General features: G+C 39.1%; 28 protein-coding genes. 6 read left to right on the top strand and 22 right to left on the bottom strand.

Annotation, left to right across the window (positions count from 1 at the left end):
• Positions 1 to 25 precede the first annotated feature (25 nt).
• Entirely contained in the window at positions 26 to 409 is a 384-nt protein-coding gene (locus tag ACJA3J_RS08070) for a nuclear transport factor 2 family protein (protein ID WP_089650977.1), read from the bottom strand.
• Between the two features lie 187 nt (positions 410 to 596).
• On the bottom strand, positions 597 to 1,592 hold the full coding sequence (locus ACJA3J_RS08065) for an acryloyl-CoA reductase (RefSeq protein ID WP_406945971.1): 996 nt from the start codon (positions 1,590 to 1,592) through the stop codon (positions 597 to 599).
• A gap of 166 nt (positions 1,593 to 1,758) precedes the next feature.
• Between ACJA3J_RS08065 and ACJA3J_RS08060 the strand changes: the two genes are divergently transcribed.
• Positions 1,759 to 2,352, top strand: a complete 594-nt coding sequence (locus ACJA3J_RS08060; RefSeq protein ID WP_089650975.1) for a TetR/AcrR family transcriptional regulator — start codon at positions 1,759 to 1,761, stop codon at positions 2,350 to 2,352.
• A gap of 25 nt (positions 2,353 to 2,377) precedes the next feature.
• Here ACJA3J_RS08060 and ACJA3J_RS08055 read toward each other — a convergent pair whose 3' ends face one another.
• From ACJA3J_RS08055 to ACJA3J_RS08035, 5 genes are all read right to left on the bottom strand, one after another.
• Positions 2,378 to 3,262, bottom strand: a complete 885-nt coding sequence (locus tag ACJA3J_RS08055; protein ID WP_406945970.1) for an NAD(P)-dependent oxidoreductase — start codon at positions 3,260 to 3,262, stop codon at positions 2,378 to 2,380.
• A gap of 206 nt (positions 3,263 to 3,468) precedes the next feature.
• Positions 3,469 to 3,960, bottom strand: a complete 492-nt coding sequence (locus tag ACJA3J_RS08050) for a hypothetical protein (RefSeq protein ID WP_406945969.1) — start codon at positions 3,958 to 3,960, stop codon at positions 3,469 to 3,471.
• A 43-nt stretch (positions 3,961 to 4,003) separates the two neighbouring features.
• Positions 4,004 to 5,008: a DUF3231 family protein gene (locus ACJA3J_RS08045; protein ID WP_406945968.1), complete on the bottom strand. Its 1,005-nt coding sequence runs from the start codon at positions 5,006 to 5,008 to the stop codon at positions 4,004 to 4,006.
• A 274-nt stretch (positions 5,009 to 5,282) separates the two neighbouring features.
• On the bottom strand, positions 5,283 to 5,468 hold the full coding sequence (locus ACJA3J_RS08040; RefSeq protein WP_089650971.1) for a hypothetical protein: 186 nt from the start codon (positions 5,466 to 5,468) through the stop codon (positions 5,283 to 5,285).
• A 624-nt stretch (positions 5,469 to 6,092) separates the two neighbouring features.
• Entirely contained in the window at positions 6,093 to 6,281 is a 189-nt protein-coding gene (locus ACJA3J_RS08035; protein WP_406945967.1) for a hypothetical protein, read from the bottom strand.
• Between the two features lie 183 nt (positions 6,282 to 6,464).
• Between ACJA3J_RS08035 and ACJA3J_RS08030 the strand changes: the two genes are divergently transcribed.
• Positions 6,465 to 6,911 carry a hypothetical protein gene (locus ACJA3J_RS08030; RefSeq protein ID WP_244157041.1) on the top strand — a complete coding sequence of 149 codons (447 nt, stop codon included), beginning with the start codon at positions 6,465 to 6,467 and terminating at the stop codon, positions 6,909 to 6,911.
• A gap of 336 nt (positions 6,912 to 7,247) precedes the next feature.
• Here the strand turns inward: ACJA3J_RS08030 and ACJA3J_RS08025 are convergent, their stop codons facing one another.
• The gene (locus ACJA3J_RS08025) at positions 7,248 to 8,648 is read right to left on the bottom strand and encodes a PLP-dependent aminotransferase family protein (RefSeq protein WP_406945966.1); all 1,401 of its coding nucleotides are present in this window, start codon (positions 8,646 to 8,648) and stop codon (positions 7,248 to 7,250) included.
• Positions 8,649 to 8,856: 208 nt separating this feature from the next.
• Between ACJA3J_RS08025 and ACJA3J_RS08020 the strand changes: the two genes are divergently transcribed.
• Together ACJA3J_RS08020 and ACJA3J_RS08015 are read left to right on the top strand one after the other, a co-directional pair.
• Positions 8,857 to 9,570 (top strand): AzlC family ABC transporter permease, encoded by a 714-nt coding sequence (locus ACJA3J_RS08020; RefSeq protein ID WP_406945965.1) that lies wholly within the window; start codon positions 8,857 to 8,859, stop codon positions 9,568 to 9,570.
• Positions 9,567 to 9,893 (top strand): branched-chain amino acid transporter permease, encoded by a 327-nt coding sequence (locus tag ACJA3J_RS08015; RefSeq protein ID WP_406945964.1) that lies wholly within the window; start codon positions 9,567 to 9,569, stop codon positions 9,891 to 9,893. Before ACJA3J_RS08020 ends, ACJA3J_RS08015 begins: the two co-directional genes overlap by 4 nt.
• Positions 9,894 to 10,131: 238 nt before the next feature.
• On the opposite strand, the gene ACJA3J_RS08010 is transcribed toward ACJA3J_RS08015, so the two are convergent.
• Positions 10,132 to 10,806, bottom strand: coding sequence for a RibD family protein (locus tag ACJA3J_RS08010; RefSeq protein ID WP_406945963.1), 675 nt, complete (start codon positions 10,804 to 10,806; stop codon positions 10,132 to 10,134).
• Between the two features lie 305 nt (positions 10,807 to 11,111).
• On the opposite strand from ACJA3J_RS08010, the gene ACJA3J_RS08005 reads away from it, so the two are divergent.
• Entirely contained in the window at positions 11,112 to 11,420 is a 309-nt protein-coding gene (locus ACJA3J_RS08005) for an inner-membrane translocator (protein WP_406945962.1), read from the top strand.
• Positions 11,421 to 12,179: 759 nt separating this feature from the next.
• Here ACJA3J_RS08005 and ACJA3J_RS08000 read toward each other — a convergent pair.
• Together ACJA3J_RS08000 and ACJA3J_RS07995 are read right to left on the bottom strand one after the other, a co-directional pair.
• Positions 12,180 to 13,451, bottom strand: a complete 1,272-nt coding sequence (locus tag ACJA3J_RS08000) for an OFA family MFS transporter (RefSeq protein ID WP_406945961.1) — start codon at positions 13,449 to 13,451, stop codon at positions 12,180 to 12,182.
• Positions 13,452 to 14,186: 735 nt separating this feature from the next.
• Positions 14,187 to 14,381: a hypothetical protein gene (locus ACJA3J_RS07995; protein WP_406945960.1), complete on the bottom strand. Its 195-nt coding sequence runs from the start codon at positions 14,379 to 14,381 to the stop codon at positions 14,187 to 14,189.
• A gap of 419 nt (positions 14,382 to 14,800) precedes the next feature.
• On the opposite strand from ACJA3J_RS07995, the gene ACJA3J_RS07990 reads away from it, so the two are divergent.
• Positions 14,801 to 15,433: a hypothetical protein gene (locus ACJA3J_RS07990; protein ID WP_406945959.1), complete on the top strand. Its 633-nt coding sequence runs from the start codon at positions 14,801 to 14,803 to the stop codon at positions 15,431 to 15,433.
• Positions 15,434 to 16,446: 1,013 nt separating this feature from the next.
• Here ACJA3J_RS07990 and ACJA3J_RS07985 read toward each other — a convergent pair.
• From ACJA3J_RS07985 to ACJA3J_RS07935, 11 genes are all read right to left on the bottom strand, one after another.
• A complete protein-coding gene (locus ACJA3J_RS07985; RefSeq protein WP_406946284.1) occupies positions 16,447 to 16,611 on the bottom strand; it encodes an HNH endonuclease in 165 nt (54 codons plus the stop codon).
• A gap of 446 nt (positions 16,612 to 17,057) precedes the next feature.
• Complete coding sequence (ltrA, locus tag ACJA3J_RS07980) at positions 17,058 to 18,155, bottom strand: group II intron reverse transcriptase/maturase (RefSeq protein WP_406945958.1); 1,098 nt, start codon at positions 18,153 to 18,155, stop codon at positions 17,058 to 17,060.
• A gap of 1,048 nt (positions 18,156 to 19,203) precedes the next feature.
• Positions 19,204 to 19,392: a hypothetical protein gene (locus ACJA3J_RS07975; protein ID WP_406945957.1), complete on the bottom strand. Its 189-nt coding sequence runs from the start codon at positions 19,390 to 19,392 to the stop codon at positions 19,204 to 19,206.
• Positions 19,393 to 19,934: 542 nt separating this feature from the next.
• Positions 19,935 to 20,402 carry a hypothetical protein gene (locus ACJA3J_RS07970; protein ID WP_406945956.1) on the bottom strand — a complete coding sequence of 156 codons (468 nt, stop codon included), beginning with the start codon at positions 20,400 to 20,402 and terminating at the stop codon, positions 19,935 to 19,937.
• A gap of 239 nt (positions 20,403 to 20,641) precedes the next feature.
• On the bottom strand, positions 20,642 to 20,827 hold the full coding sequence (locus tag ACJA3J_RS07965) for a DUF6366 family protein (protein ID WP_406945955.1): 186 nt from the start codon (positions 20,825 to 20,827) through the stop codon (positions 20,642 to 20,644).
• Positions 20,828 to 21,054: 227 nt separating this feature from the next.
• On the bottom strand, positions 21,055 to 22,137 hold the full coding sequence (locus ACJA3J_RS07960; RefSeq protein WP_406945954.1) for a mechanosensitive ion channel family protein: 1,083 nt from the start codon (positions 22,135 to 22,137) through the stop codon (positions 21,055 to 21,057).
• Positions 22,138 to 22,635: 498 nt separating this feature from the next.
• On the bottom strand, positions 22,636 to 22,935 hold the full coding sequence (locus tag ACJA3J_RS07955; RefSeq protein WP_181898642.1) for a hypothetical protein: 300 nt from the start codon (positions 22,933 to 22,935) through the stop codon (positions 22,636 to 22,638).
• A 138-nt stretch (positions 22,936 to 23,073) separates the two neighbouring features.
• On the bottom strand, positions 23,074 to 23,517 hold the full coding sequence (locus ACJA3J_RS07950; protein WP_115894322.1) for a GNAT family N-acetyltransferase: 444 nt from the start codon (positions 23,515 to 23,517) through the stop codon (positions 23,074 to 23,076).
• A 148-nt stretch (positions 23,518 to 23,665) separates the two neighbouring features.
• Positions 23,666 to 23,845, bottom strand: a complete 180-nt coding sequence (locus ACJA3J_RS07945; protein WP_115822027.1) for a hypothetical protein — start codon at positions 23,843 to 23,845, stop codon at positions 23,666 to 23,668.
• A gap of 37 nt (positions 23,846 to 23,882) precedes the next feature.
• Positions 23,883 to 24,059, bottom strand: coding sequence for a hypothetical protein (locus ACJA3J_RS07940; RefSeq protein ID WP_167355985.1), 177 nt, complete (start codon positions 24,057 to 24,059; stop codon positions 23,883 to 23,885).
• 224 nt (positions 24,060 to 24,283) lie between these two features.
• Complete coding sequence (locus ACJA3J_RS07935) at positions 24,284 to 24,718, bottom strand: cell wall hydrolase (protein WP_115894323.1); 435 nt, start codon at positions 24,716 to 24,718, stop codon at positions 24,284 to 24,286.
• Between the last annotated feature and the right edge of the window lie 32 nt (positions 24,719 to 24,750).

Raw genomic sequence — 24,750 nt, 5'->3', positions numbered from 1 at the left:
TCTCTCATCCCAACGACAATCGTACTTAGAAAGCGCCATTTTCATTCGGTGTGTCTTCTGGAATCGGCTGGCCGATATCCCACAACTCAATGATTTTCCCGTTGTCAAAGCGCATCATATGGACTACGGCTGCTCCCGTGTCTTCCTGGTTTTGTTTAATGTGGGAATGGACGACAACAAAATCTTTTTCTTCAATCGCACGATGGACCTCAAGCGTTTTATGAGGGTTCTTGGATGCGTCCTCTTCCATTGCCCTCATCAGTGAACCTTTATCCCCCTGGAAGTAAGGATTGTGATGGGAAAAACCAGAAGAGATATATGTTTGATAGGCGTCCCTTACCTCTCCATCTGCCACCTGCTTCAGAAAAGAAACCGCTCGTTCTTTGTTGGACAATGACGCAGAACTCATATAAAAACATCCTTTCATCCATACTACATCGATTTCATTATGTACCTTTCAATTATTTCAAACGCTTTCAAAATACTCAAGGTTTATGAAAAAAGCGTAACCCTTTGAGAGGTTACGCTTTCCACATGGTTTGATGAATGCTTTTACTTTTTCTAAGCTTAAAAGAAGACGCCTCCCTGCTGGCCATTTATGAAAGGATGTTCACAACCGTTCTTCCTCTCACCTTTCCTTGTAGAATATCTGACAAGGTATCAGGAAGCTCTTTTAGAGTAACTTCATTTTCGATTTCTCCTAAATCATCCGGCTTCAAATCCGCAGCCATCCGCTTCCATAACTTCTCCCTCAAGTCTTTAGGACAATAAACGGAATCAATACCGAGCAGATTCACACCTCTAAGGATGAAAGGGAAGACCGTTGTCGGTACTTCAACCCCGGCCGTTAATCCACTGACAGCAACGGCCCCGCCATATTTCGTATTGCTCAGGACAGATGCCAATGTTTTTCCTCCCACAGGATCGACCACACCTGCCCACTTCTGCTTACCGATCGGGCGGATCTTCTCTGGTGTCACTTCTTCCCGGGATATGATTTCTTCTGCACCTAACGTTTTCAAATATTCGTGTTCCGACTCTTTTCCTGTACTAGCTGTCACATGGTACCCACGTTTTGCAAGCATTGAAACAGCCATACTGCCGACACCACCTGTAGCTCCAGTTACAAGAATTGTTCCGTCTTCCGGTGTGACGCCGCTTTCTTCGAGACGGTGGACAGAGAGCGCTGCCGTGAATCCTGCCGTGCCAAACGCCATCGCTTCCTTCAAGGACATATTCTCCGGCAATGGTACGACCCAATCCCCTGGCACTCGAGCGTATTCGCTGTATCCACCATAATGAGACACACCCAGTTCATAGCTTGTGACAACCACGTCGTCCCCTTCCTGGTAGCGATCATCATCCGATGAAACGACAGTACCGGCAAGGTCGATGCCAGGTACAAAAGGATACGATTGAACAATTTTTCCGTTCGGAATACTTGCTAATCCATCTTTATAGTTGACGCTGGAATAGTGGACACGAATCGTCACATCCCCTTCTGGCAGATCATTGAAAGATAACGATTCTACATTCACTGAAAAATCTTCGTCCGTCTTATTCACCACTAGAGCTTTGAATTCTTTGGTCATCGGTACATTTCCCCTTCCGAATAGTCATTTAATAGCTTATGAATCTATCATAAATCATTTTATACTGACCGGTCAATTTATTTTGACCAGTCAGTATAAAACATTCGTGTACTTCCCCCGTTTCTTGTATAATGGAAAGGAATATCCTATGGAGGTTGTACTGAATATGGCAAAAAAAGCAGAACAGAGACGTAAGCAGATATTGAAAGCCGCCTTCCAAGCCGCAACTGAAAAAGGCTATGAATCCGTCACCTTACAGGACATCGCCGATTATGCGGATGTCAGCAAAGGGGTCACCAACTATTATTTTAAAAATAAATCCGATGTCTTCACGCAATTGTTTGAATGGATTACGACACGCATTTATGAAAAAGAAGCCGCATCCATCAGTGAGCAGGAGACAGCCATTGGGAAGCTTGAAGCCTATATAAACCGTGTGTTCATCAGTCCAGAAGAAAATAAAAACTTCTATCGTGTGTACCTGGACTTTTTATCCCAAGTGAAAAATAACGATTCGTATAAAGAGATCAACCAAAAATTCTACGAAAACTGTTGGTCCATCGGCAGAGAAATCATCCATCAAGGGCTGGAAGAAGAGATCTTTGAAGTCGGTGATGTGGAACAAGCGGCCATCAGCATCCGCTGTATGATTGATGGGAGCTTGATTCAATGGTTGATGAGAGACGATGCTCAACTGCACGACTATTACCGGACCACCTGTTTCGAGTCCATACTAAAAATCCTTCAATACAAAAAATAAAGCGACCGCGTCCGGTCGCTTTTTTCTATGAGACAGGTGTCATCATTTGATAGTACTTATACAACGCCTGCGTCCCATCATTATCTCCACCAGCTTCACTCAATTCCTCATATAACTGTTTGGCAAGTTTCAATCCAGGAACCGGGATCTGCATGTTCTCCGCTGAATCAATGGCGATCTTCATATCTTTTATAAAATGCTTCACATAAAACCCTGGATCAAAGTTCCCGTCAATCATTCGAGGTCCAAGATTAGACAGGGACCAGCTGCCAGCGGCACCGAATTCAATACTGCTTAACACTTTTTTCGGATCGAGACCGGCTTTTTCGGCATATGTAATAGCCTCACAAACCCCCATCATGCCGGAAGCAATCGCGATTTGGTTACTCATTTTCGTATGCTGACCGGCTCCCGCTTCGCCCTGGAGGACGATGTTCTCACCCATCGCTTGGAAAACAGGAAGGATATCGTCAAACGGCTCTTGACTGCCGCCGACCATGATGGTGAGCTTCCCACTTCTTGCTCCAACATCCCCGCCGGATACAGGAGCATCATACGCATAAATATCCGCCGCTTCGGCTTTTTCGGCGATCTCCTGTGCCAAGTCAGGTGAAGACGTCGTCATATCGATGACATAGGAACCTGGCTTGGCATTTTCTAAAATCCCATCGCCACCGAAATATACTTCTTTCACATCGCTTGGATATCCGACAATCGTAATGATGATATCGGAATGCACCGATAAACCGGCCACACTTTCCTTCCAGTTCGCCCCTTCGGCTAAAAGGTCGTTCGCTTTTTCTTTCGTACGCGTAAATACGTTCAGCTCATATCCAGCCTTCATCAAGTTGCGTGCCATGCTTTTCCCCATCACACCTGCGCCGATGAACCCAATGGTTTGTTTCGTCATCTGCCTCTCCCCTTCATAAATAGAGTTGTCTCAAGTATAGCAACTTCAGTACTCTATATAGAAGTGAAACCCATTTATTCTTAAGGAGAAATAGTTGTCCCTATACGACTGATCTTTTTTAAGCAGGCGTTGATTTCTCCACTTCCACTTACCTCTCTTTTGTCTGAGATTCGAAACTGTAATTTTCCCATCAAGAGAGTGAATGTTTAGATGGTTTCCTTTGAATATTTTTTTAATAATACCCGCCTTAGGATCACCCCTATCCCTAAGCCAATTGGCAAAAATAACATAGGCAGCCATATCGGGCCAAATAAGTATCCAAAAAATGTGAATTCGGATGAAAATATTAGGCCTGTTGTTACAAAATAGGCCGAGAATACAAGAGGCAAATAGGCAAAGGGTTTGTCCATTCCCCCACCCGCATCCTTATATGCATCCCAAATAGAAAAGAAGTATAAACACGGATAAAACATGAGCCACAAATAATTGGTTTCAGCGATTGCTTCTTCAATCTTAAAATTAAAACTTAAAATAATGATTTTATTAAAGTTCCCCATGATATTAACCAGGATTTCTAAGATGACTAGGAATATTCCTTTTATATATTTTCCATTTAACAATTGCCCAAAGCCCGGCAAAGCAATACTCCATAATAAAACTTCTAATTTCTTACTTTTTTCAGAATAACCAATTCCCATAAATTCACCTAATTTGCTAAGCCTTTTCTATCAGCAGCTCTATTTACTTATCTTTTGCTATTTCCTTTCTATTCGGGGCAAGTGGTGGCTGTTCCAACCAATTATTTTTGGTCATTAAATTAAACCACTCTTTTGTAATCATTATATTTTTTAATATGATTTTTTCATAAGTGGTTACGAGATCTACTCGCATTGCTGATGCCAGACCTGAACCATGGTAGGATTGGGCAGATTGTAATAAGAAACCCATGTGGTACAACATTAACTTGTCTGAAAAGGGCGAATCCTGTGAAGAAGTAACCTCTGACTCCCATGACATTGGAACAGGTAAGTTATCTCCTTTCAAGATATTACCTAATGATTGAATTTGTTTGTTGGATGCATTTTGCATACTCTCTAAAAATTTTCTAACATCTTTTGATTGGGCCACTTGGCTAAATCCTATAGAAAGTGACTTTTCCAATATTTTTTTCTTTATATTAAGGGATAGAGCAACGATTTCTGTTGCAGCTAAAGGGCGTTTATCACTTGAAAATCCATTAATAAAAGATTGACCTGAAACAAATTCAGGTTTTTCATCAGGGTAAAAGTAAGGGTCCCTCTGAAAATGCCCCTTCTCCAATAGTAATTCAGTCGTTCGCTGATACATGGTTATAGCATCATTACTGCATGATTCATAGAAGTGTCTGAGATCCTTTCTAACAGAAGAACTAAGTGATGTCGTATGCCCGATTAAACCGTGCAACGTCATAATATGCAAATAGTGTAAACAGAAGATGTCAGAAAACAATCGATTGGTGCCTTCATTAAGGTCGGATTCTGAAAATCCAACGGGAATTGGGAATCCTTCGTTGTCAATAAACCGTGCTATTTGCTGCTTTTGATTTTCTGAAATTTTTATTGCATCTTCAAAGATTACTTTAATCTCCTCATCTTCTATGGTGGACAGCATATATTTATTGACAATATCAATGGCCGTTCCATTTACGTACTGTCCCCACAATGTTCCTATTTCAGCAGATGTGAGTTTTAATTCATCTTTATCCATATCATCACCTCTTTCTCATTTTGCCCAAAGTGATAAGGTTCTATATAGATAATTGTTCAAGTGACATTAAGTTTCTAACGTTTACCTACAAACGTTAAGAAATTGGTTAGATAAAAAACACTCAAACGAGACGATCAATCACATGTATAACACGAGGGAATGCAAATATGAGCAGCATTTCCTTCAGGCAGAATAAATGCATTATATGGGTTTGTCTCCTTATCATAGTACTTTGATACCTACTATTTATGTAATAAGAACATTAAAAATAAAGCTACTTCCTATCTGAATAACTGTTATCGTCTTTACGCCAAAACATAAAAATGAACTGACTTATTGAAACTCCTATAAAAATTCCGATAAAAGACGGCCAATCGACTGTAAATCCGTCCAACATATACGTAAACATCACGCCTAGTAATCCAGCAATGATCGGATAGAAAATGAACTTCCATTTCACCAAAGAACACTCCCTTTTATCAAGCCCTTATGGATAGAAAACATACCCTGGCCGCTTAGAGCTTCTATTACCTCAAAAATGACCTCACAAACTTTCCCAAGCAAATAAAAAGGGCGATTCACCCCTGATGGAAGAATCGCTCTCTTCAGCTAAAGCTTTCATTTCAAGATTAATCAGCACCATCTGTGTTTCTTTCCCAAGTCACCTCGTACAAACATTTGAAAAAAGTCATAAAAAAAGAGAAAGCAACGGTCTCTACAGGGTTAAATGATGAGAACCATAACTGCCATAATGAAAGTCCAACACTCATAAATAAGAAGAACCTAACATAACTGAACACCTTAACCATCTCTATTTCTCCTTTGGAAACTGGCGTATCATTTGGTACCGTCAATCTTCATCTTAACTATATGAATAAGAGTAAAGAAATCGATCAGCCTGACCCATGCTCGTTACCACATAGGCAAAGGTAGGTAGAGATAGGCAGAGATCCTCATAAATAATCCCGTTTAAATAAAGGAATAGACGCCCCCACTTTCTCCTTTATTCTTTTTTCTAGTCCTTTTTCTTCAACGTAAACTTCATGCCTGCTTCTCCTGAAAAATCTACAAACAGCTTGGTCGCTCATCCAGAATCAAGGGCCCCTGTCACGTGTAATTCAATCGTATCAAGCTCAAAGCCATTAAAAGAATTGACCAATTCCGTCAGTTCATCCGGTAGAAATTCTAAATACTTTTCGCTTGTAGTATCTGCGGCTGATGCCTGTTTTTGTTGATCAGGCAGCATAAAAGTTACTTTTTTCTCTTCACTCATCCGTGCACCCCCTCTTTTTTGTCATTATACCATCATCTGCCAATGTAAATAGCACAGCGTTAACGTTGGAGGGGATCATTAATCATACCGAAATAAAAAGCAAGAGTTTTAGAAAATATGAATAATAGAGGATTGTGAGGGGTAGGAAAGGAATAGTAAAACCACATGAGGAGGATGCATCAAATGGAACATCGAATTTCACATAGAAATATGGACGAATTATTGAAAGGGCTTGAGGATGATTATGTAAAAGCAGTCAGAGGTAATGAGGCCAAGAGTGTAGATGCATTCGTTGAACAATTTTTGTACGATTCCTGGGATTATAATGATCAAAATATAGAAACAATCAAAGCTGTGATGAGCCGTTACACCCAAGGTGAAATCTATGAAACGACATTTAGTGGTGCTTTCAATGAAATGGTCGATCATGTGCAGGATAAATTGGAAGAGCTTGACTCTGACAAAGAATACCCAGTTATTCAAGACGGGCAAGGCGCTTCTATACTGATCGCTTTCGTTGATGGTCTTGTGATTCAATACTTTACAGGGTGTTGTACAGTGGACCAATTAAAAGAATTGGCCCCTCAGCATAAACAGATTCTTTTGCAGGCACTACGAACAGAAAAATAACTATTCCAAACAAATATGAAATAAAGCAGAAGCTCAGAAGGTTGAGATATCCTTCCTGAGCTTCTGTTTAGTTCCACACCATAAATAGGGTTCTCCAACAAGGTTTGCACTCCATTTATCGAACGGGTACCCTCCTGCCTTACTCCATAACCATTTATTATTAAGTGTTGTGGAATAGGCAAGGTTAGGTTGGTCGTTATTATGATATTCCTTAATTGCTTCGTTTTCTGAATGAGCCGTGAAGATCATAGCCTTCTCCTCTTTCACTATATCTTCGAGATAATTTTTAAAATACCAATATTTTCGCCCCTACTTAGAAAGTATAAAGTAAATAAACTAATCCAGATGGCCAAGATGGATTTTAAGTCTGTCTAAACCCTCCTTCAATTCTTCAAAGGAATTTGTGGCAGCCATAGAAATTCTCAGGTACTTCTTATCGGAAGTTTGTCCACCACTGATAAACCGATCCGAATGAAAAACATAAACTTGCTTCTTTTTTATTTCCTCCTCCACTTGAAGGCCGGGTGCTTTACTATGAATTGGCAGCCAACGAAAATAACTTAACGGGTTTTCGTATTCATTACTTATAGGAAAATAGGAGTTATATATTTCATTCGCTTCTTTTAGTAACGACTTTTTTTGTTTGAAAATAGAATGAGCTTTCCCTGTAAGAATCAGTTGTGAAACAACCTCTATATCAAGAGAAGAGGGTTTTGTATTTATATTATAAATGCCCTCCACTATTTTTTTAGACAGACTTTCCCCAAAGATCATGTGGGCTACCCTCAACCCGGAGCAGATGGTCTTCGATGTACTGTTAATATAAACGGTTTGCTCAGGCAATAGATTAAACATGGGTTGCTTGTAATCATCCAGTTCCTCCGCAATGAATAATGCGTTAATCTCGTCCTCTATGAGAATGAGCCGGTGCTTTTTAATGACCTCCGCGAGTTCCTTTTTCCTATGATCAGAAATCATATGTGCTGTTGGATTACAACCAGACGGCATTAGAAAAACCCCATGAATATTTGTTTTAGAACATATTTTATCGAGGTCACCGGCTGACATCCCATCTGCATCTGCCTGTATAGGGATCAGTTGAATGTGATACATCTGGGCCAATTGAATGAAATTTGCATAAGTGAAAAAGTCAGTTACGATCCGATTTCCCGGCTCAAAAAGGCTGGATAGAGATATCGCTAACGCACTCTGTGCCCCGGATACGATTGCCAATTGATTTGTACTTGCCTCAATATTTAGTGGTTTCAGCCACTTTATTGCCGCCGCTTTATGGTGAGGCAACCCAGCTGGGTGATCATAATTGAGCAGCTCTTCCACACTTTTTTTTGATGCAACCTCTTGTATGGTATCTACAACCATGAAGTTTGTTTGTTCAAATGTAGCACCAAAAGCAAGGTCGATATCTGAATAACCGGCCTCTTTGGAAATGGTTATAGTCCTCGCAGCATTTGGAGAGATAAAAGTACCCTTTCCTGTGATCGCAAAAATTAACCCCTTCTTTTCACACAGTTTATACGCACGCGTAATAGTAGTGAAATTGATATCCAGAAAATCTGCAAGTTCACGCTGAGGCGGAAGTTTAGTACCAGGAGTTAGATGTCCACGAACGATGTCTTTCTCCAACAAATCAGCTAATGAAAGGTAAATGGGTCGTTTCAAGGAGGACTTTTCCGGTTTCCAGGACATCGGATATTGATCGAATGAATTAATAGGCATAACAAATAACCTCGCTCTACATACAATTAATTTAATTGTATGTTTTTGTTATTGAATATCTTACTATCTCCTCAGTATAACCACAACTTCTTAACCAATCGATCACTTCTTTCACAAAGATTTTATTGTAATCCATACAATTATAGTGTTTGTTGCAAATACTTACCGTGATATAAATTATATAAAGCCAAGCTAAGGAAGTGAAAATATGCAAAGGAAAGATATGTTGTATTCGGCATTTAAAGCAGCTTTTCCAAAGACAATCCCTATATTGACAGGCTTTATGTTTGTAGGAGCTGCCTATGGAATATTCATGCAATCATTAGGATTTCACCCACTATACGCAACATTAATGAGCTTACTAATCTTTGCAGGATCTATGGAATTTGTAGCCGGGCATTTGTTGCTTGTCGCATTTAATCCAATAAATGCAGCTTTTTTAACTCTTATATTAAACTCCCGGCATTTGTTTTACGGGGTGTCTCTTTTAGATAAGTATAACGCTACCGGTGCTAAGAAATATTATTTGATATTTGGGATGTGCGATGAATCGTTTGCCATTAACAGTACCGCCAAGATACCTAAACACATTGATAAAGGATGGTTTATGTTTTTTGTGACTCTCCTCAATCATATTTATTGGGTATTAGGAGCAACAATCGGAGGTTTATTTGGGGCATATATTACGTTTAATACAGAAGGTCTGGAGTTTGTCATGACGGCATTGTTCACCGTTATATTTTTAGATCAGTGGTTACAAGAGGAAAATCACCAAAGTTCGATTGTAGGAATAGGCGGCTCCCTCTTATGTCTAGTGTTATTAGGACCAGATCATTTCATATTGCCTTCATTGGTAGTTATCTTAAGTACGCTTATACTTATGAAAAAAAGTCCAAAGAAAAGGGAGGTACTTGAACAATGACGATGACACAAGAAATCCTGACTTTAGGAGTTATTGTTTTAGTAACCATGTTTACAAGATTCCTTCCTTTTATTATTTTTTCATCAAGTAGACCTACTCCTGATTATGTCCAGTATCTTGGAAAAGTTTTACCCTCTGCCGTTTTTGGTTTTTTAGTCATTTATTGCTTAAGGGATGTAACATTTTATTCAGGGACCCGTGGCATTCCAGAAATCATTTCTATAGCCATTATAGCCATGATTCATTTCTGGAGAAAAAATATGCTTCTATCCATTGCCGTCGGCACCATTTCCTATATGGTATTCATACAATTGTTTTTTTAAAAGGACTAGTATCATTAAAGAAAAGAATCCTTAACTATCTGCCCCAATAATATTTAAAGGAGGCGAACCTTTTTATTAAGGGTTCGTCCCCTACACTTGAAGAATTGATTTCAATATATGTGGAATTTTTAGTCATACGTCTCTCGGATTTAACCATTTACTTATAAGGTTTTCTCCATCGTGATTCTCGTATTTGAATATCCCAGTTTCTTGTATAATCGATAAGCCTTCTCATTTTTTATTTCATTACTTCATAGTGAAGCCAAATGGATCCATTACCAACAGTTTTCATATTTTTTAGTTCGATCCTGGTCACATCATTTAATTCTTTCAAATCCTCTGAGTCGAAGATCGAGGGTGTAGTCGTACCTCCTATCGCTAAAGGGGCAATAACTAAACTTATTTCATCTATTAGACCTTGCCTTAAGAACGCTCCATTTATTACTCCGCCACCACTAAGCCCCAATCTTCTGTATCCTAACTCATATAATTCATGTAGAGCTAGAGGTAAATCTATGTGAGCACCGGTGCCTGCTGAAATATAGGTAATACCCTTCTCTTCTAATTGTTGAATATACTTTTTCGAAACATCTTCCCTAGTAACTACTAATAACCCCTCTGTTTGATACCAATCTATGCGCCCTCGCCCATCAAATACAATATAAGCTTTTGATTTTTTCGGCTCATAAATGGGTTCCTCCAGCTCTACACCATTCGCGCCCCATACGATTAAACTTTCGCTACCTGAAACTAAACCATCACAATCTAACTCGTCGTATAGTTGATGCGTTACTTCGTGGGCTTCTCCATCAATACCTGCTGCTGTCCATTCCGCTACATCCCTTTTCGGAGCAGTTGTAATTTTCCCATCAATAGAAGAAAAGACATTTAAGACTACTTCGGGTTTTTTCAATACCAGTCACTCCTTTCACTGTTGTACGTATAATGGTAATGTATTCCAAAAATTATGTCAGTGTTTTTACAATTTTCTTTTTCCTACGATATAAAGCTCATTAGATAAATGCGGAAGTTAGTTAAATGCCGAACATACAAATTCAACAATCGTCCCCGTTTCATTAAGACATTAAATCAAGATCATCTGAAGAATATTCTTATGCGGCATGCGTATCTGATTATTTAGGACAGCACAAATATTTTTTGTAAAATATTCCAATATGCCATATATTAAACATAAGAATTTATTTTAGGAGGGACTGCATGAAGGATTTAGATGGAGCTCTTACTATACTTCTTTTTATTTTTTTAATCCTGGTAAACGTTTACACCATTAAGTGGTATAGAAATGGACGTTTACATTTATGGAGTTCCGGTCTTCTACTGGCAATTGCAGGTGTTATACTTGGCTTTTTAACAGGTGCCATTCTGGTACCGTCGAGTGGCGCAGGAGGAGCGATGTATGGAGCATTCGTAGGTCTTGTTATCGTAGGCAATGGATTACTTCTTTTCCTCGCAGGGCTTGCCGTAACCATTGGAAAACGATTGACTAAAAAGAATACTCAAGCATAAGATAACCCAAAAACCGACCATCTCTTAATGAGATCGTCGGTTTTTTGGCTATGTTTAAGTTTAGTGATGATATTACCCATACAAAATGACTTCTAGTTTTTTGTTTATATTAAGCAAAATCCCCCTTTTCTACAAAACTCAGCTTCATGATATCTTCTTTTGTTGCATGTAAATAGATATAGCCGCATTCAGGTTAGCCAATATCGATATAATACCCATGCCTAATAATGTGAACCTAATTTCTACACTGCCTGGATCAAGGAACAAAACAATTATTGATATACTGCTGGCCGTAAAAAATGCAATAAGAATTTGTACTTGATAATTTTTTTCGAACTGTTTTCTTGAACTCGATTTTGGATTTTTAACATTATAAAAAACAATGCAGAGAGTAAGAGTATAGCAGTAATCAAAGATTAACCTCCTTAACCTAAAAACTTAGTTATGATATTTCATTGTGTTTTCTTAAACTAAAGCCCCCGTTATTATAAGACTCGAATTCAAGATAATCAAAGCCAAAGGTGGTTCTTATGCCTTTGTCGGAAGCGCTAGAACCGTCCCCTCACTTCCAAGTTAGATCTTAAATTCTGACATTCGTTCACCTTTCTCTTATGACGTTGATTGGATGGCAATCTGGAAGACTCCTGAGGAAAGCGACTAGGTTCCGATCCAATCAACCATCCCATCCCTAAGAAAAAAGTTGAATCTCGTCGGTAAGACGCGATCCAACTTTACAATGAAAATGCTTTGGTTTCCTAATTAATAATTAACGGCTTCTTCTTCTTGTTGTTGTTTTAGATCCTTCTCAGTCTTTTTAATGTCTAACTTCATAAGAATGGAGACGACAAGCGCTAAGAGTATTAAAGCAAGAAAAACATAAAATACAGCAGTGTAACTATCGGTTCTAGCCCGAATTTGCGAAACAATCATAGGTCCAAATACGCCGCCTAGAGACCATGTTGTCAACAAGTACCCATGAATGGCACCGAGTTGTTTCGTTCCAAACAAATCACCAATAAATGCAGGGAGATTAGAGAATCCTCCGCCGTAACAACTAACAACGAGTAAAATTAGAAGCTGGAATAAGATGATGTTTGTTGTAATCGGAAGCATAAAAAAAGCAACCGTTTGTATTAAGAAAAAGATCAGAAAAACATTGGGGCGGCCAATATAGTCTGAAGCTGTTGCCCAGCCAAGACGACCTCCACCATTAAATACACCCATAAGACCGACCATTGTGGCAGCTGCAACGGCTGATAACCCTACAACTTCTTGGGCCATCGGTGAAGCAACTGAAATCATCATGATCCCTGCGGTCGTATTAATAAGCATCATTGTCCAAAGCAGCCAAAAACGCTTTGTTTTAACCGCTTCTTTTGAAGTCAATTGTTGTAAGTCCTTTTTATAAACTTTATTCCCAGAGGCCATATTTTGTTTCATAGAAGCTGGCATCCAGCCTTCTGGGGGTGGGGCAATGTAAGAAGCACCTAATATAATAAAAACAAAGTAAGCAGCCCCTAATACGTAAAATGTATTAGATATTCCAATTGCAGTCATTAAATTGGCTGCAACGGGCGCTGTAATGAGAGCTCCTGTTCCAAAACCAAGTACCGCTAATCCGGTTGCTAAACCTCTTCGGTCAGGGAACCATTTCACAAGAGTTGATACGGGTGAAATATAGCCAATGCCAAGTCCAAGTCCACTTGCTACCCCGTAGGACAATAGGAAAAATGGAAGTGAATCAATCGCGATCGCAATCCCTGAACCGGCTTGTCCTAATCCAAACAAAACACCAGCCAGAATTGCTGATTTTCTTGGACCATTTTTTTCAACAAACTTCCCAAACAATGCTGCGGATGACCCAGCCAGTGCCATCATAATGGTAAATGCAATCGTTACTTGAGTTGGTGTCCAACCCATTTGTTCACTTACGGGGGTGGTATATACGCTATATGCGTAGGCACCTCCGATGGAAAGGTGGATGGATATAGCTGATAAAGCAATTAACCATCTGTTTTTCATTGCTTGCATATTATGTACCTCCTTCACTCTCTTTGTAAGCGGATTCATAAAATAGGATACAACGGTTAGTGGAAAAAATCAAACTATTTAAAATTATTTGAAATAAGATACTATGGTGCGAGATTCCATACTCTCCACCGCCTGGACGAGGCTCCCTCACTAGAAAAGAAGCGATTGTGGACATAACGGGTTCCGTTCCCTATCGCAAAACTCGAAATTACACTTTAAAATGTGACTAGATTTGCTTAAATAATTGCACAGTATTTGTAATTAAAATTAAAAAAATCTCAGTTCAGTGAACTGAGATTTTTCTTCTATTTATTTTCAATTGCTTATTCAACTAAAGCCCCCTATAGCTGAAGACTTGAAACTGAGATACTTTCTAGTATGTTTTCGTGCACCCAGGAAAATCTCTTGGTCTCTTCATAAAATCACTACCTAAGAATCAAATAACATTTTGATGATTTGACCAAGTATGTACATTAGGAGTAAGATACCTATTCCCAAGGCGCGAATCCCGTATAACTGTTTCTCTGATAAATCTTTTCCTTGCATTTGTCTCCAACTAGGATAAAAAAATCCAATGACAGGAGCTAAAACTAAACTTATGGACATAAGTACTACAGCTATGACTTCTATTTTAACAACTCCTTTCTTTAGGTCTGAGAAAGAACATCTTTCTTCCAACCAATATGAAATCTGGGAAGCTGATAAATCCGGGTGTTCTCTCAACTATGAGAGGATTTATTTCTGGTAAGGATCTAGTTTTCTTGATCTGGTTTTCAAAATCCCCACCCACTCCAATGCTACTTCAAAATCTTTTTCTAAGTATTCATAGGCGGTTGTTCTAGATAGGTTGCACTTGCGGGCAATAGCTGCCACTTTAAACCCTTGCTTTTTTAATTGATGTACGTCCACGATGGTTTCTAATTTACTCACCTTCCTGATCCTCCAATTCATCCATTAAACATTCATACCCTATTAGTTTAACGGATAGGAGGTTATTGGTGATCAAAAAGTGTTCAATTCCATCGATCAAAATCTGTAGTAGTACCGCGTATCCTACTTTATGAATCTTGTTACTCTCGTCTGTAAAAGCATGCTAGATACTCGGTGGTTTTTCTGATAATCTCTTCTCTGCTCATTTTCCCACCCATCTATATGTGGATTTATCCATTCCCCATTGTATAAAAAAAGCAGTGACATCGTATTAACTTGAAATTGAGTTATTATACTAGAAATCTTTAATTCCATAAAATAGAAAAACTAGTTCAAAAATACCATGGAACTATATGGTAATTAATTGTTAAGCTTTTAGTGCGCGCAAAAAATTAGTACATAAGGAAGGTTGTCCCAGTATGAAAAAATTCATGGTTTTATTTGTAGCAATGATGCTTTTGATTCCGAGTTTCGCAAGTGCAAACACAGATGCTAAGAAAGAGGAATTAGCACAATTACCAACTGAGAAACAAGTCGAGAAAATGAATAAAGCACTTGATAAAATGGTAGAAAAAGCAAACAAAAAGCTTGAAAAAGGTGAAGAGAATTTTGTTTTGAAAGAAAAGTATGGCAAGGGGAAAAAGGAAGTCGTAGAGTTCGGATTTGAAAGTCAAAATACTACTTCAAGTGTTAATACACAGGAAATGACAGCACCACTTACATACGCCTACGCTGCTCCATCAGGATCTAAGATATTTTACGCTTACGTGAAAAACTATGAAGGTTTTAATTTCGAACATCGTCTTGCTGGTGAATTCACTTATAGTGGTGGAGGGATCAATGGAGCCACCAAGAATGTGGACATGAGTGGTGCAATGTACAGCGAATCTCATAAAACGTGGATTGATAAATTAGACTCAAGTGTATGGGACGTGCATTCTAACGGAACGTTTAAAGCTTTAAAGTATCTTGCCGAGTACAATACTTATATTACCGTAAGACTACTAGGTAGTGGAGATTACAGAATAACAAGATCATCTATAGGATATTAAAGACTCTTAAAAAGGATGAGCAATTAGATGCTCATCCTTTTAGCATTTTTTTGTTAAAATATACAAGATACTAATGCATGGAGGTGTACATATGTTGACAGTTGATTCCCCGTTTCTTTTCACTCTTTTAATTGTATTTATCGTCGTCTTTGTAATTAATTTTATATCTCAAACATATCTAATGAAAAAGGAAAATTACAAAATACGATGGAAATCTATGTCGATTATTTTAGTTCAAACTTTGGTAATTACGTTAGTATTGGAGTGGATGTAACGTAAAAATCCGGTCTTATCATCACGTTACAAAGGAATTATGGCTCGGTTTTAAAGAGACATCACCCTTACGATTCCGCCAAGTCAGTTGCAAGGGTGACTACAAGAGGGAGGTATGTCTAGTACCTCCTTTAATAACGAGACCAATAACAACAGTTCAATGGTAAGAACGATCAAATTTTCACATATTATCCCAAACAGCAAAAAATCTAAAACTCACCTTGTTTAGAACAGTCATTAATACAGTGATGTATGCTTCTCTGTCGTTAATTTTATTATCAATGAATGTTAATAAATTGTTGGCTTTAACTATACCAGCTATTGTTTATTGGGAAGCATACATCATTACAGGGTACTTATTGGGAACTTATCACTAAAGGTTTTCTCACCAATCTATAGTGTTTTTCCATTTAGCATTACACAGCAGCCCATATGCACGGCGTTCATTCCTTTTGCTGGTTTAATCATTATCATTTTAAGCCTCACCATACTTATCCCTTACACAGGAAAAAGCACTTTTGCTAAATTCCAATAATGAGTATGCAGACGTTTCCCAGCGGAGACGTCGCTCATTATGCTGCTTGAAAAATCATTCTGGAATATTTTTATTGGAGAAAAGTTAGCAATAGGTAAGCGTTTGAAATTATCTCCAGCTTTTCCCCTGCTCCACACCGAACGTGCTAGTTTCCCAGCATTCGGCGTTCCATCTAAAGGTATGTACTACATTATAAGTTCCTATGTTACTCTTCGAGACTGGATACAACGATCCCTTCCACCCCACATACCTTATGAAGAATACGCAGGTTTTGAAATTGATCGCTTCCTCCAAGATTCTTTGGCACATAGTGGTGACAATGAACATCTGAAGCGTGAAGATATTCGCGTGTAATTTCGCATTTCCCCATCTTCATACTATACCGACTAATACGATTATCCAGGTATTCGACACTTCGATTCGGTAGAGAAGACCTCATTAAATGTCCAATTTCTTTCTGGATATCCGGGCGAAGACTACTGTGTATCTGTTCTCTGCCCTTCTTCGTGTAAAGCGAAAGCTTTGAACTGAAGTTCATCGCATTGGATGTTTTCACATTGCCAATGGGAAACAGATACGTACCATTGATATAAATCGTTTTCGTTCCTGGACTAAAGGTTCTCTTATAAAAAGGCGGTGGCTTAAAAGGATGTTTTAGCGTTCCAACCGGTCGAAGGCGGTTCACTAAAAATGGTTTAAGATCGTAAGCAAGACGTGAAAACACGAGACTTACATGAGTCGCTCGCTTAAAGTATTGGTGAAGTCCTAGAACAAAGCAATTGTAACGATGAATATTCTCAGCAGAAGGCGAAGCTTTCATTCTTCGAATGAGTTTCTTCGCTTCCTGTTTGATATTCTCGCTTTTTGAAGAAATGACCCCCCAGTATGGGCCACTCGTTTCTTTCCCTTTTTATTCGCACGAATGGTGAACCCTAAGAACTCAGATTCTCGTTTTCTTAAGTTTACAATTTGAGATTTCTCTGGTGAGATGTCCAGCTTCAAACGCTCTTTGAGGTACAGACGTACCGCATGGTACCACCTCTGCGCTGTCTTTCCATCCCGACATAGAATTTTAAAATCATCCGCATACCGGACCAGATATCCTTGTTTCAAATTCGTTTGTTTTCTCGCTCGCCTTCTGGCATCATCAGAACTGTAGGATTTCGTCAGTGGAAATACTTCCCACTGGTCCGCAACCCATTGGTCTAGATCGTTTAAAACAACATTAGAAAGAAGGGGAGATAAAATTCCACCTTGTGGCGAACCCTTATCGGGCACACCTTCACCATCAATTTCTGATGTAATCATTTTAGAAATACATGCCAGTACCTTTCGGTCTTGGATGCCAATATTCCAGAGTTGCTTCTTTAATAGACGATGATTTACGTTATCAAAGAAGCTTTTAATATCTACATCAACCACGTAATGAAGTTGACTATGGTTAATCAGAAACTGTATTCTTGCCATAGCATGATGAGCAGACCGGAGAGGTCTGAAACCGTAGCTATGTTTGAAGAATTGAGATTCTACAATCGGTTCGAGAACTTGTTTGAAGCATTGTTGGATCACTCGATCCAAGATACATGGAATCCCAAGGGGTCTCCATTTTCCGTTCTCTTTTTCAATCCATTCTCTTCGAACTTTCTTCGGGTGATAGTTTTGAAGTTTACTTCGGACTTCATTTACCAGATCATTTTCGGAGAGCTCTTTCATGTCATCGATGGTTTTCCCATCGGTTCCTGGTGTTCTAGAACCTTTATTGGTTTTTATCATGCGAAAAGCGAGCAGGATGTTTTCTCTCGATATGATGGTTTCATATAAATGAGAGAACGTATTTCCCTGACTCGCTTTTTCATGAAGATCCGTAAAGGTCTCCGTCATATTATAATAATCCCAGTTTCGCAGCGTTGACACTGTGGCATCCCTCCTTTGGAGTGATGTTCCCACGTTCCTACCCGATCGGTGCCATTCACGTTAGGAAAATAATCGTTTCATACTCTAGACTTGGGGCTATTCCTCCACTTCCATTACAGAAGTTTCACCAGTCATTCCCCTACCTTCACAAGGATAAATGCTTTTCAGCATACCTTTATAGCAACCGTTTCGGGTGACAGCCCTTGATTCAACGTCCCTTGCTTCCCAAGTACCATACAACGTAGCTATCCATACTAAACGTAGATGCTTCCTTTAAGCCTGTGAGCTCGATACCGCCATCGTTCGGTATAGCGTCTTTCAGAGGGGGCAGTTTTACTCCACACCACTCACGTCATCGTAAGATGACCACGTAAGTTTCCTTACGTTCGAAACTTTAGACCCTTACCTTCGGAAGTTCGTCAGTTCCTATCTCAAAGAACGATTCTCATCCTATCTAGTTTTTCAGCCGTGGGGCATATCCGTCAGCATACCTAATGGCTTCAGCCTTCGTTCTGCCCAATCTACCTGTGCTTCACACCCTAAGACCTGTCCGTCTTAACGCATGCAGAAGTGTTGACGGGATGGTTTCAGGAAACATGGATCCTTCATTCCCATCCTCCGTTGTACAGTTAAAATTTAATCAAATAAACTTCCTGCCTTTCACGCTGAAAAGCGCTTATAGCAGAACTTGTCGCGCGCCCCCGTTACATGAAGACTCGATATCAAGATATATTAAAAGCCAGTATTATTTAACTGACTCTAAAAAACACATTTTGATTGATTATTGCTGATGAAGAGAGCCACTTGTGCGGAGTTTTGAGCCATTGATTGCGTAAGACCTCTTTTATAATATAAGAACCCAATTTGTCAAAAGATTGATCAAAATGGGTTCTTATCGAGCAGATATAAGATTGTTTTTTCAAAAAAAGATTGATTGTTTCGGAAAGCGAATATACTATAGCACACAATATAGTAAGCAAAGAAATAATAAAAAATCTTAACCAACTATATTAAGGTCGGTCTATTCTTAATACTTCTGTTATTTTAGTTAACGTCCATTTTTGTCCCAGTCTTCATACGAATCAAAATTATGATTAGGATCTACAGCGTCTCTTCCAGCTTCCATTAAGCTGCTAGCACATTCTTTGCAGAGAGACTCACCCTCTACCAGTAAATCTGAATCGAGTTGATTTTTGGAGAATTCTCCTCCACACTCATTACATATATAATTCTTCATAAGTTTCCTCCTTTTCCAATTTAAATAGCGTATCAAAAGCTTTTAATGAGTTACAATTATAATACAATACTTACATTATTCAGACAATTATGAATTTATCTACTATAAATTTTGTTCAATTATTTATGTAAATTCAGTTTACACTGAATTACTTATTGTAACATGTGGGTTTGGGAGGTGCTTATGAACAAACCTCATTTATCAGCTACACAAGTGGCTCACTCACCCGCAGTCACTGGCTCTATTGTCCGCAAACGGCGGATCAAAACTCCGCACAACTGGCTCATTCTGTCCGCAATACTCATTTGATTACATAACCATAAAAGCTTGATAAAAGCCGTATATTGCAAATAACCCAACGGCCACCTCCCAGGTAACTTCTTGATTTTAAAGTGCTTTTGAAGTATAGCCCCCGTTTACGTAAGATTCGGATTCGGTATATATCTTACTTGTTCCTTTACTTAAACGACTCATACCCCTACATTGGATTACATTTCCAAACATCTCCCGAAAATACCTTATGCTTATAATCGGTCAAATAATTATTTATCCAACGCCTCTTTTAATTCCTTAGCTTGACTAGAATTAATCGTGTAATATTCTCCCGAACCATCGGTAAGAACCGCACCACCATCTTCTTGATACCATACGAACCTCTTCTCCCCGGGATTATCTCGTTTATCTCCAACTGACTTTGTAATTATAAAGAAAACATCAGGATCCTCTTTCGTCCCGTCTTGTGGTTTCTCAATCTTTTTGGCATTTCCAACAACATCTTCAATTTTAACTATTGTTTTTGAATCACTGATTTCTTGATCCATATTTACGCCAGACCCTTCTTCGTCAGAATCTAGAGTACCCACTAAAATTATTTTACTTTCCTCTACCGTGTTTTCTTCCTTACTATGGTCTGATGTTTTTTGATCTTTTAACTCTCCATTACTCTCTTCACAACCCACTATTAATACGGATAGACTGATAAACAAAATGAGCAAAAGTTGTTTTTTCAAATAATCACTCCATTTTTAATGCTGCGATTTCGTTCTCATTGTTCCACGATAAGCTATTTTAATATGTTCCATTTGATATTTACAATAAGTTTGAACGTCAAAACTTTCTCAAACAATATAGCTTATTTACTCCAAAACCTCTTTTAGCACAATAAGCGGTAGCCCCACTGCGCAACAATCGCCCCCGATGCAGAAAAACTTGAATCCGAGATATAACTTATTGTTTTACCATATGACTCTTATCGAAAAAATAAGGAATAAATTATAAACCCAGCTATAATTAGGAGAATAAATATACCAATACCTTTCCAGCCTAAGCCACCAACTAAATCTGCAAGGTTGCTTCCGTGACCACTACTTGAAGGATTGCTTAACTCTTTTTGTCTTAGTCTTTCTCTTCTTTCTTCAGGAGTTTCATTTCCCATCTAATTCCTCCTAAAATTATTTCTCTTATTACACATACGATACTAATCCATTTTAGTTTCAAAACGCCTAATATCTCGAAACTGAGTCTTCCACTAACCTGCCCAATACTTAAAGACTCAGTTTCGAGATATACGAATGTGTTCCAAAATAGTTTAAGATAAAATTTCACATAAAATAAGAATAAGCATTCATTAAATGAACGCTTATTCTTAAATTAACACAACGATCAAGAGTCCTCTTGGTGCCCTTTTAACAAGGATTCAGGAGCAGACTTGATGTGCAAATCTCTTTGAGGAAAAGGAATTTCAATCCCGTTTTCATTCAGTTGCTCATAAATGGAGAAGTTCAGCTCACTTTTCATCCGAATGACTTTTTTCGGGTCGGAAATCCAGAGAAACAGCTCAAAGTCCAATGACGAATCACCGAAACCTTTGAAATTCACAAAAGGGGCTGGTGATTCCAGAACGAACGAGTTCTCTTGTCTAGCCAATTCGGCGACGACGAGAAGGATTCTTTTCACCTTTTGAACATCTGTCCCATAGGCGACCCCGATTGGAATCGTCAGACGGAGCCTCGGGTCCGCAAACGAACGGTTCACTACTTTTTCCTCTAAAAAATAAGAGTTCGGGATGATGATGTGTTCATTCTCCAGCGTACGGACGACCGTCGCTCTCATACTGATCTTTTCAACATCACCGATGACGTCGTCAATGAGGACGCGGTCCCCTACTTTTATCGGGCGTTCAAAGAGGAGGATCAATCCTGAAATAAAGTTGGAGGCGATGTTCTGCATCCCGAAACCGATACCTACTCCTAAGACCCCGGCGAATACAGTAAGGGCACTCAAATCAATACCGACCGTCGTCAAACTAACCAATACCGCGACTACCATGATGATATAGTGGACGACCCGCTCCATCGTGAACTGGATCCCCTTATCCAAATGATGACGCTCGAAGAAAAAAGGCAGGAGATGCTCATTCAAGATTTTTGAAAGTCTATAGGCGAAGGTAATGATCAGGACAGCAATGATGATCAGAAATAACGTAATATCTACTTGGCCGATGGTGAAGAGAGGGTACAACAGCCAGGCCGAATCAGAAAAATAGAAAATCACAAATAAAAGCAGGCCATTGAACACAACCCAATTGATGAGGGAGAGAGCTGCTTTCTGAACGCTTCCCTTTTCTCGGAACAGCCGGTTGATCAAGACACCCCCTATCCAGCGTGTCAAGAAAAGAAATACTATAAAACCCGCCACCATAACAATATCCTGCCAGGGCCACTCATTAAAAAGATTGGTAGACATAATCATTCACTCCATACAAATGTAAAATCCTTCCCTTCTAATCTCTATTCCCTCACAGAAGAATTTTCGAACATCAGACTTATTCCATCGTACCTTTAAACTTCTCCGGGACGCAGACCACCGGAGTTGCGAAAGAACCGTTTGATCCGGATGTCCTTTGGCTCGACCCGAATACTGTGCCGACCATTGGTGATTATTTCCGAGAAGCAGGATAAGGGTGTATCTTACGATCAGAAATCATATAAAAAGGATGAACGCTCCTTACGTTCATCCTTTTTATTCCTTTTGATTAATATATCCATACCGAGATCGCACCTAAAGAGGCACAGCTAATCAATGGGAATAGACATTCAATTCCCGCACATCCCTCAAGAAGCCATCTGAAAACCTAAGAAATCTTCCTTTTTTTATTTTTATAATTACGATGCAGATCAGTCATTCTATTCTTTCACCAATCTTTTTTCCTGTAGTATAAATGAATCTCTCTATAACCTTATGCTAGAGAAAAAATACGACAACCCCCATAAGTAGTAATGAAACCAAGAAGATCCCAAACAGACTGAGGGAAATTTTCAATAATAAAGACCCTTCTTTTAGGAAACGTGTGATATCCCTCGCCTTTTTCTTAGACCCTCCTTGCCCTTTACGACCAGATCTCTCCCCATTTAATCTCTTTATTTTTCTTTCCCAGTGTTTTTTTCCTTCATCTGTGTATTGAAACCAGTAGGTCAACAGAGCTCCTCCGATAATTAGTGAGCCCTGCATCAAATATTTAAGTATGAATAGAAACGCATCCATGTTTTTCCCACCTTTTCTCAAGGGCCATGCTATCAAAGCTCGAACCCTTTGAATGCAGGAAAATTGTTCCGTAGTGTTTGATAATAAAAAAAGGCAAACCCACATTGGCAGGTTTGCCCATTTCATGGTAGGAAACTCTTACAAGACCATTCGCATCTCAATATTCCGGTCCTTTTGTGTTTTTCTCTTAAAACCGATTTTTTCATAGGCACGGATGGCTGCTTTGTTTTGTTCATCCACTTCTAGACGTATTTCATTAACGTCTTCGTGATAATGATGCATACCAAATGCTATGCCCTGCTTTACATAGGTTGCACCTATCCCTTTCCCAATCCAATCCGGCCTCAATGCTAATCCGATCTCCATGATCCTTCCATTCACATCGAATTCGAACAAACCTACCACTTCGTTTTCATGAAAGGCAGCATATCCTTCATATCCACCAGGACCTTGCAACTTCCCTGTTTGCTTGAGTGATTCAAAATAAGGCGCCATTTCCACTTTTTCTACGAAGCCATCATAGTTCCATGAATCAATTTGTTTCACATCTTCCACCTTGATCGGCCTGAACTCAAATTCCATTGGACTCACTCCTTAACACAATTGTGCCGCATTCCTTCAAATGATTAGAACACTTGGTTAAAAGACATTGAACACATTAACCGTAAGTTATAAACCGTTGACTAGTACTTAGAGGACATTTAATGAGAGTTACAGGACATGGATGAAGCTAATTCCTTTTCCCCTGCCTCTTCTTTACAAAAAGAATGACGATCCCATACCCGAAAACGCCGCCGATCACTGTCAATAACAACTGGCTGCCATCAAAATTACTATGAGTGAACATGTTGGCTAGAATTAAACCAAACAACACGCCAAAAAGCAGCAGAACAGCAGACTTCATATTCATGTCTTCTACACCTCTCCTTTTTATTTTTCCAGTCTCCTTAATTGATCAAAGGAATAATCAAGTCAACCAAAATAGGGGCTAATAATAGGAAGCCTAGAATTCCGATTACGTATAAAACAGGAGTAGACATCCCCTTAGATTCATGGATCTCATCTAACTTCTTATTCATTTTTTGAATTTCATCTAGAATTTCTTTCTCTCGTTCTTCAGACATATAAACCTCCCTGAAGTGATTAAGTGAGAGGGTCAACTAATTATAGCTGGACTGACATAAAATCGATGACTATGTATAAAATCCCTTACCTTCATGGTGGATAAAGGACTTAGAGTCAATTATTTCAAACCCTTCCTCAATACTCAAGGGGCACTTAAAAAGCGCAATCCCATAAAGGATTGCGCTTCCTCACATACCTTCTCATACCGATTAGAATAGCTTTGTTACCTGTAAACACTGGCACATGTGCCTGCGACCGGTTCATAATAACAATGATTTTTATAACGCCCTGTGAATTGCTGACCATACCAGGTAGGAGGACACTCACCGAACGGATTGAAATACCATAGAGCATACTTTGCCGGGTGCATACGCCAGAATTTCAGGTTCTTTTCTGCCAATCTTTTTTCCATTTCTCTTGCCGGACTATAAAAAAGATTTCCTTTCTGAACCGCTTCAAAAGAATAATTTCCTCCCTGGACTTGAAAAATGACATCCCGGATCGATCTCACATCCGTAAAGTCCAGACAATCTGCCGCCGCACGGTTTACAATGACATTTCCGACGTACAGCATTCCTTGTTTCCCTTCCCCTACGGCTTCTGCCCGCATCATCCGCGCCATTAGAGCAACATCTGCATTCGTATATTTCACCCTCATTTTACTCACCCCAACATATTGTATGAAAAAAA

The organism is Halobacillus sp. SY10 (assembly GCF_045401165.1).
Classification (GTDB): Bacteria; Bacillota; Bacilli; order Bacillales; family Halobacillaceae; genus Halobacillus; species Halobacillus aidingensis.
This window is presented reverse-complemented; position numbering and strand designations above follow the sequence as displayed.

Bases quoted from the DNA above. Each gene is read 5' to 3' on its own strand.
- ACJA3J_RS08005 (WP_406945962.1), top strand. From the start codon at position 11,112: ATGAAGGATTTAGATGGAGCTCTTACTATACTTCTTTTTATTTTTTTA.
- ACJA3J_RS08025 (WP_406945966.1), bottom strand. From the start codon at position 8,648: ATGCCTATTAATTCATTCGATCAATATCCGATGTCCTGGAAACCGGAA.
- ACJA3J_RS07955 (WP_181898642.1), bottom strand. From the start codon at position 22,935: ATGGATGCGTTTCTATTCATACTTAAATATTTGATGCAGGGCTCACTA.
- ACJA3J_RS07935 (WP_115894323.1), bottom strand. From the start codon at position 24,718: ATGAGGGTGAAATATACGAATGCAGATGTTGCTCTAATGGCGCGGATG.
- ACJA3J_RS07990 (WP_406945959.1), top strand. From the start codon at position 14,801: ATGAAAAAATTCATGGTTTTATTTGTAGCAATGATGCTTTTGATTCCG.
- ACJA3J_RS07950 (WP_115894322.1), bottom strand. From the start codon at position 23,517: ATGGAATTTGAGTTCAGGCCGATCAAGGTGGAAGATGTGAAACAAATT.
- ACJA3J_RS08000 (WP_406945961.1), bottom strand. From the start codon at position 13,451: ATGCAAGCAATGAAAAACAGATGGTTAATTGCTTTATCAGCTATATCC.
- ACJA3J_RS08020 (WP_406945965.1), top strand. From the start codon at position 8,857: ATGCAAAGGAAAGATATGTTGTATTCGGCATTTAAAGCAGCTTTTCCA.
- ACJA3J_RS08015 (WP_406945964.1), top strand. From the start codon at position 9,567: ATGACGATGACACAAGAAATCCTGACTTTAGGAGTTATTGTTTTAGTA.
- ACJA3J_RS07965 (WP_406945955.1), bottom strand. From the start codon at position 20,827: ATGGGAAATGAAACTCCTGAAGAAAGAAGAGAAAGACTAAGACAAAAA.
- ACJA3J_RS07975 (WP_406945957.1), bottom strand. From the start codon at position 19,392: ATGAAGAATTATATATGTAATGAGTGTGGAGGAGAATTCTCCAAAAAT.
- ACJA3J_RS08060 (WP_089650975.1), top strand. From the start codon at position 1,759: ATGGCAAAAAAAGCAGAACAGAGACGTAAGCAGATATTGAAAGCCGCC.
- ACJA3J_RS08070 (WP_089650977.1), bottom strand. From the start codon at position 409: ATGAGTTCTGCGTCATTGTCCAACAAAGAACGAGCGGTTTCTTTTCTG.
- ACJA3J_RS08065 (WP_406945971.1), bottom strand. From the start codon at position 1,592: ATGACCAAAGAATTCAAAGCTCTAGTGGTGAATAAGACGGACGAAGAT.
- ACJA3J_RS08055 (WP_406945970.1), bottom strand. From the start codon at position 3,262: ATGACGAAACAAACCATTGGGTTCATCGGCGCAGGTGTGATGGGGAAA.
- ACJA3J_RS07985 (WP_406946284.1), bottom strand. From the start codon at position 16,611: ATGGGGAAATGCGAAATTACACGCGAATATCTTCACGCTTCAGATGTT.
- ACJA3J_RS08030 (WP_244157041.1), top strand. From the start codon at position 6,465: ATGGAACATCGAATTTCACATAGAAATATGGACGAATTATTGAAAGGG.
- ACJA3J_RS07940 (WP_167355985.1), bottom strand. From the start codon at position 24,059: ATGTCTGAAGAACGAGAGAAAGAAATTCTAGATGAAATTCAAAAAATG.
- ACJA3J_RS07945 (WP_115822027.1), bottom strand. From the start codon at position 23,845: ATGAATATGAAGTCTGCTGTTCTGCTGCTTTTTGGCGTGTTGTTTGGT.
- ACJA3J_RS08045 (WP_406945968.1), bottom strand. From the start codon at position 5,008: ATGGATAAAGATGAATTAAAACTCACATCTGCTGAAATAGGAACATTG.
- ACJA3J_RS07960 (WP_406945954.1), bottom strand. From the start codon at position 22,137: ATGTCTACCAATCTTTTTAATGAGTGGCCCTGGCAGGATATTGTTATG.
- ACJA3J_RS08035 (WP_406945967.1), bottom strand. From the start codon at position 6,281: ATGAGTGAAGAGAAAAAAGTAACTTTTATGCTGCCTGATCAACAAAAA.
- ACJA3J_RS08050 (WP_406945969.1), bottom strand. From the start codon at position 3,960: ATGGGAATTGGTTATTCTGAAAAAAGTAAGAAATTAGAAGTTTTATTA.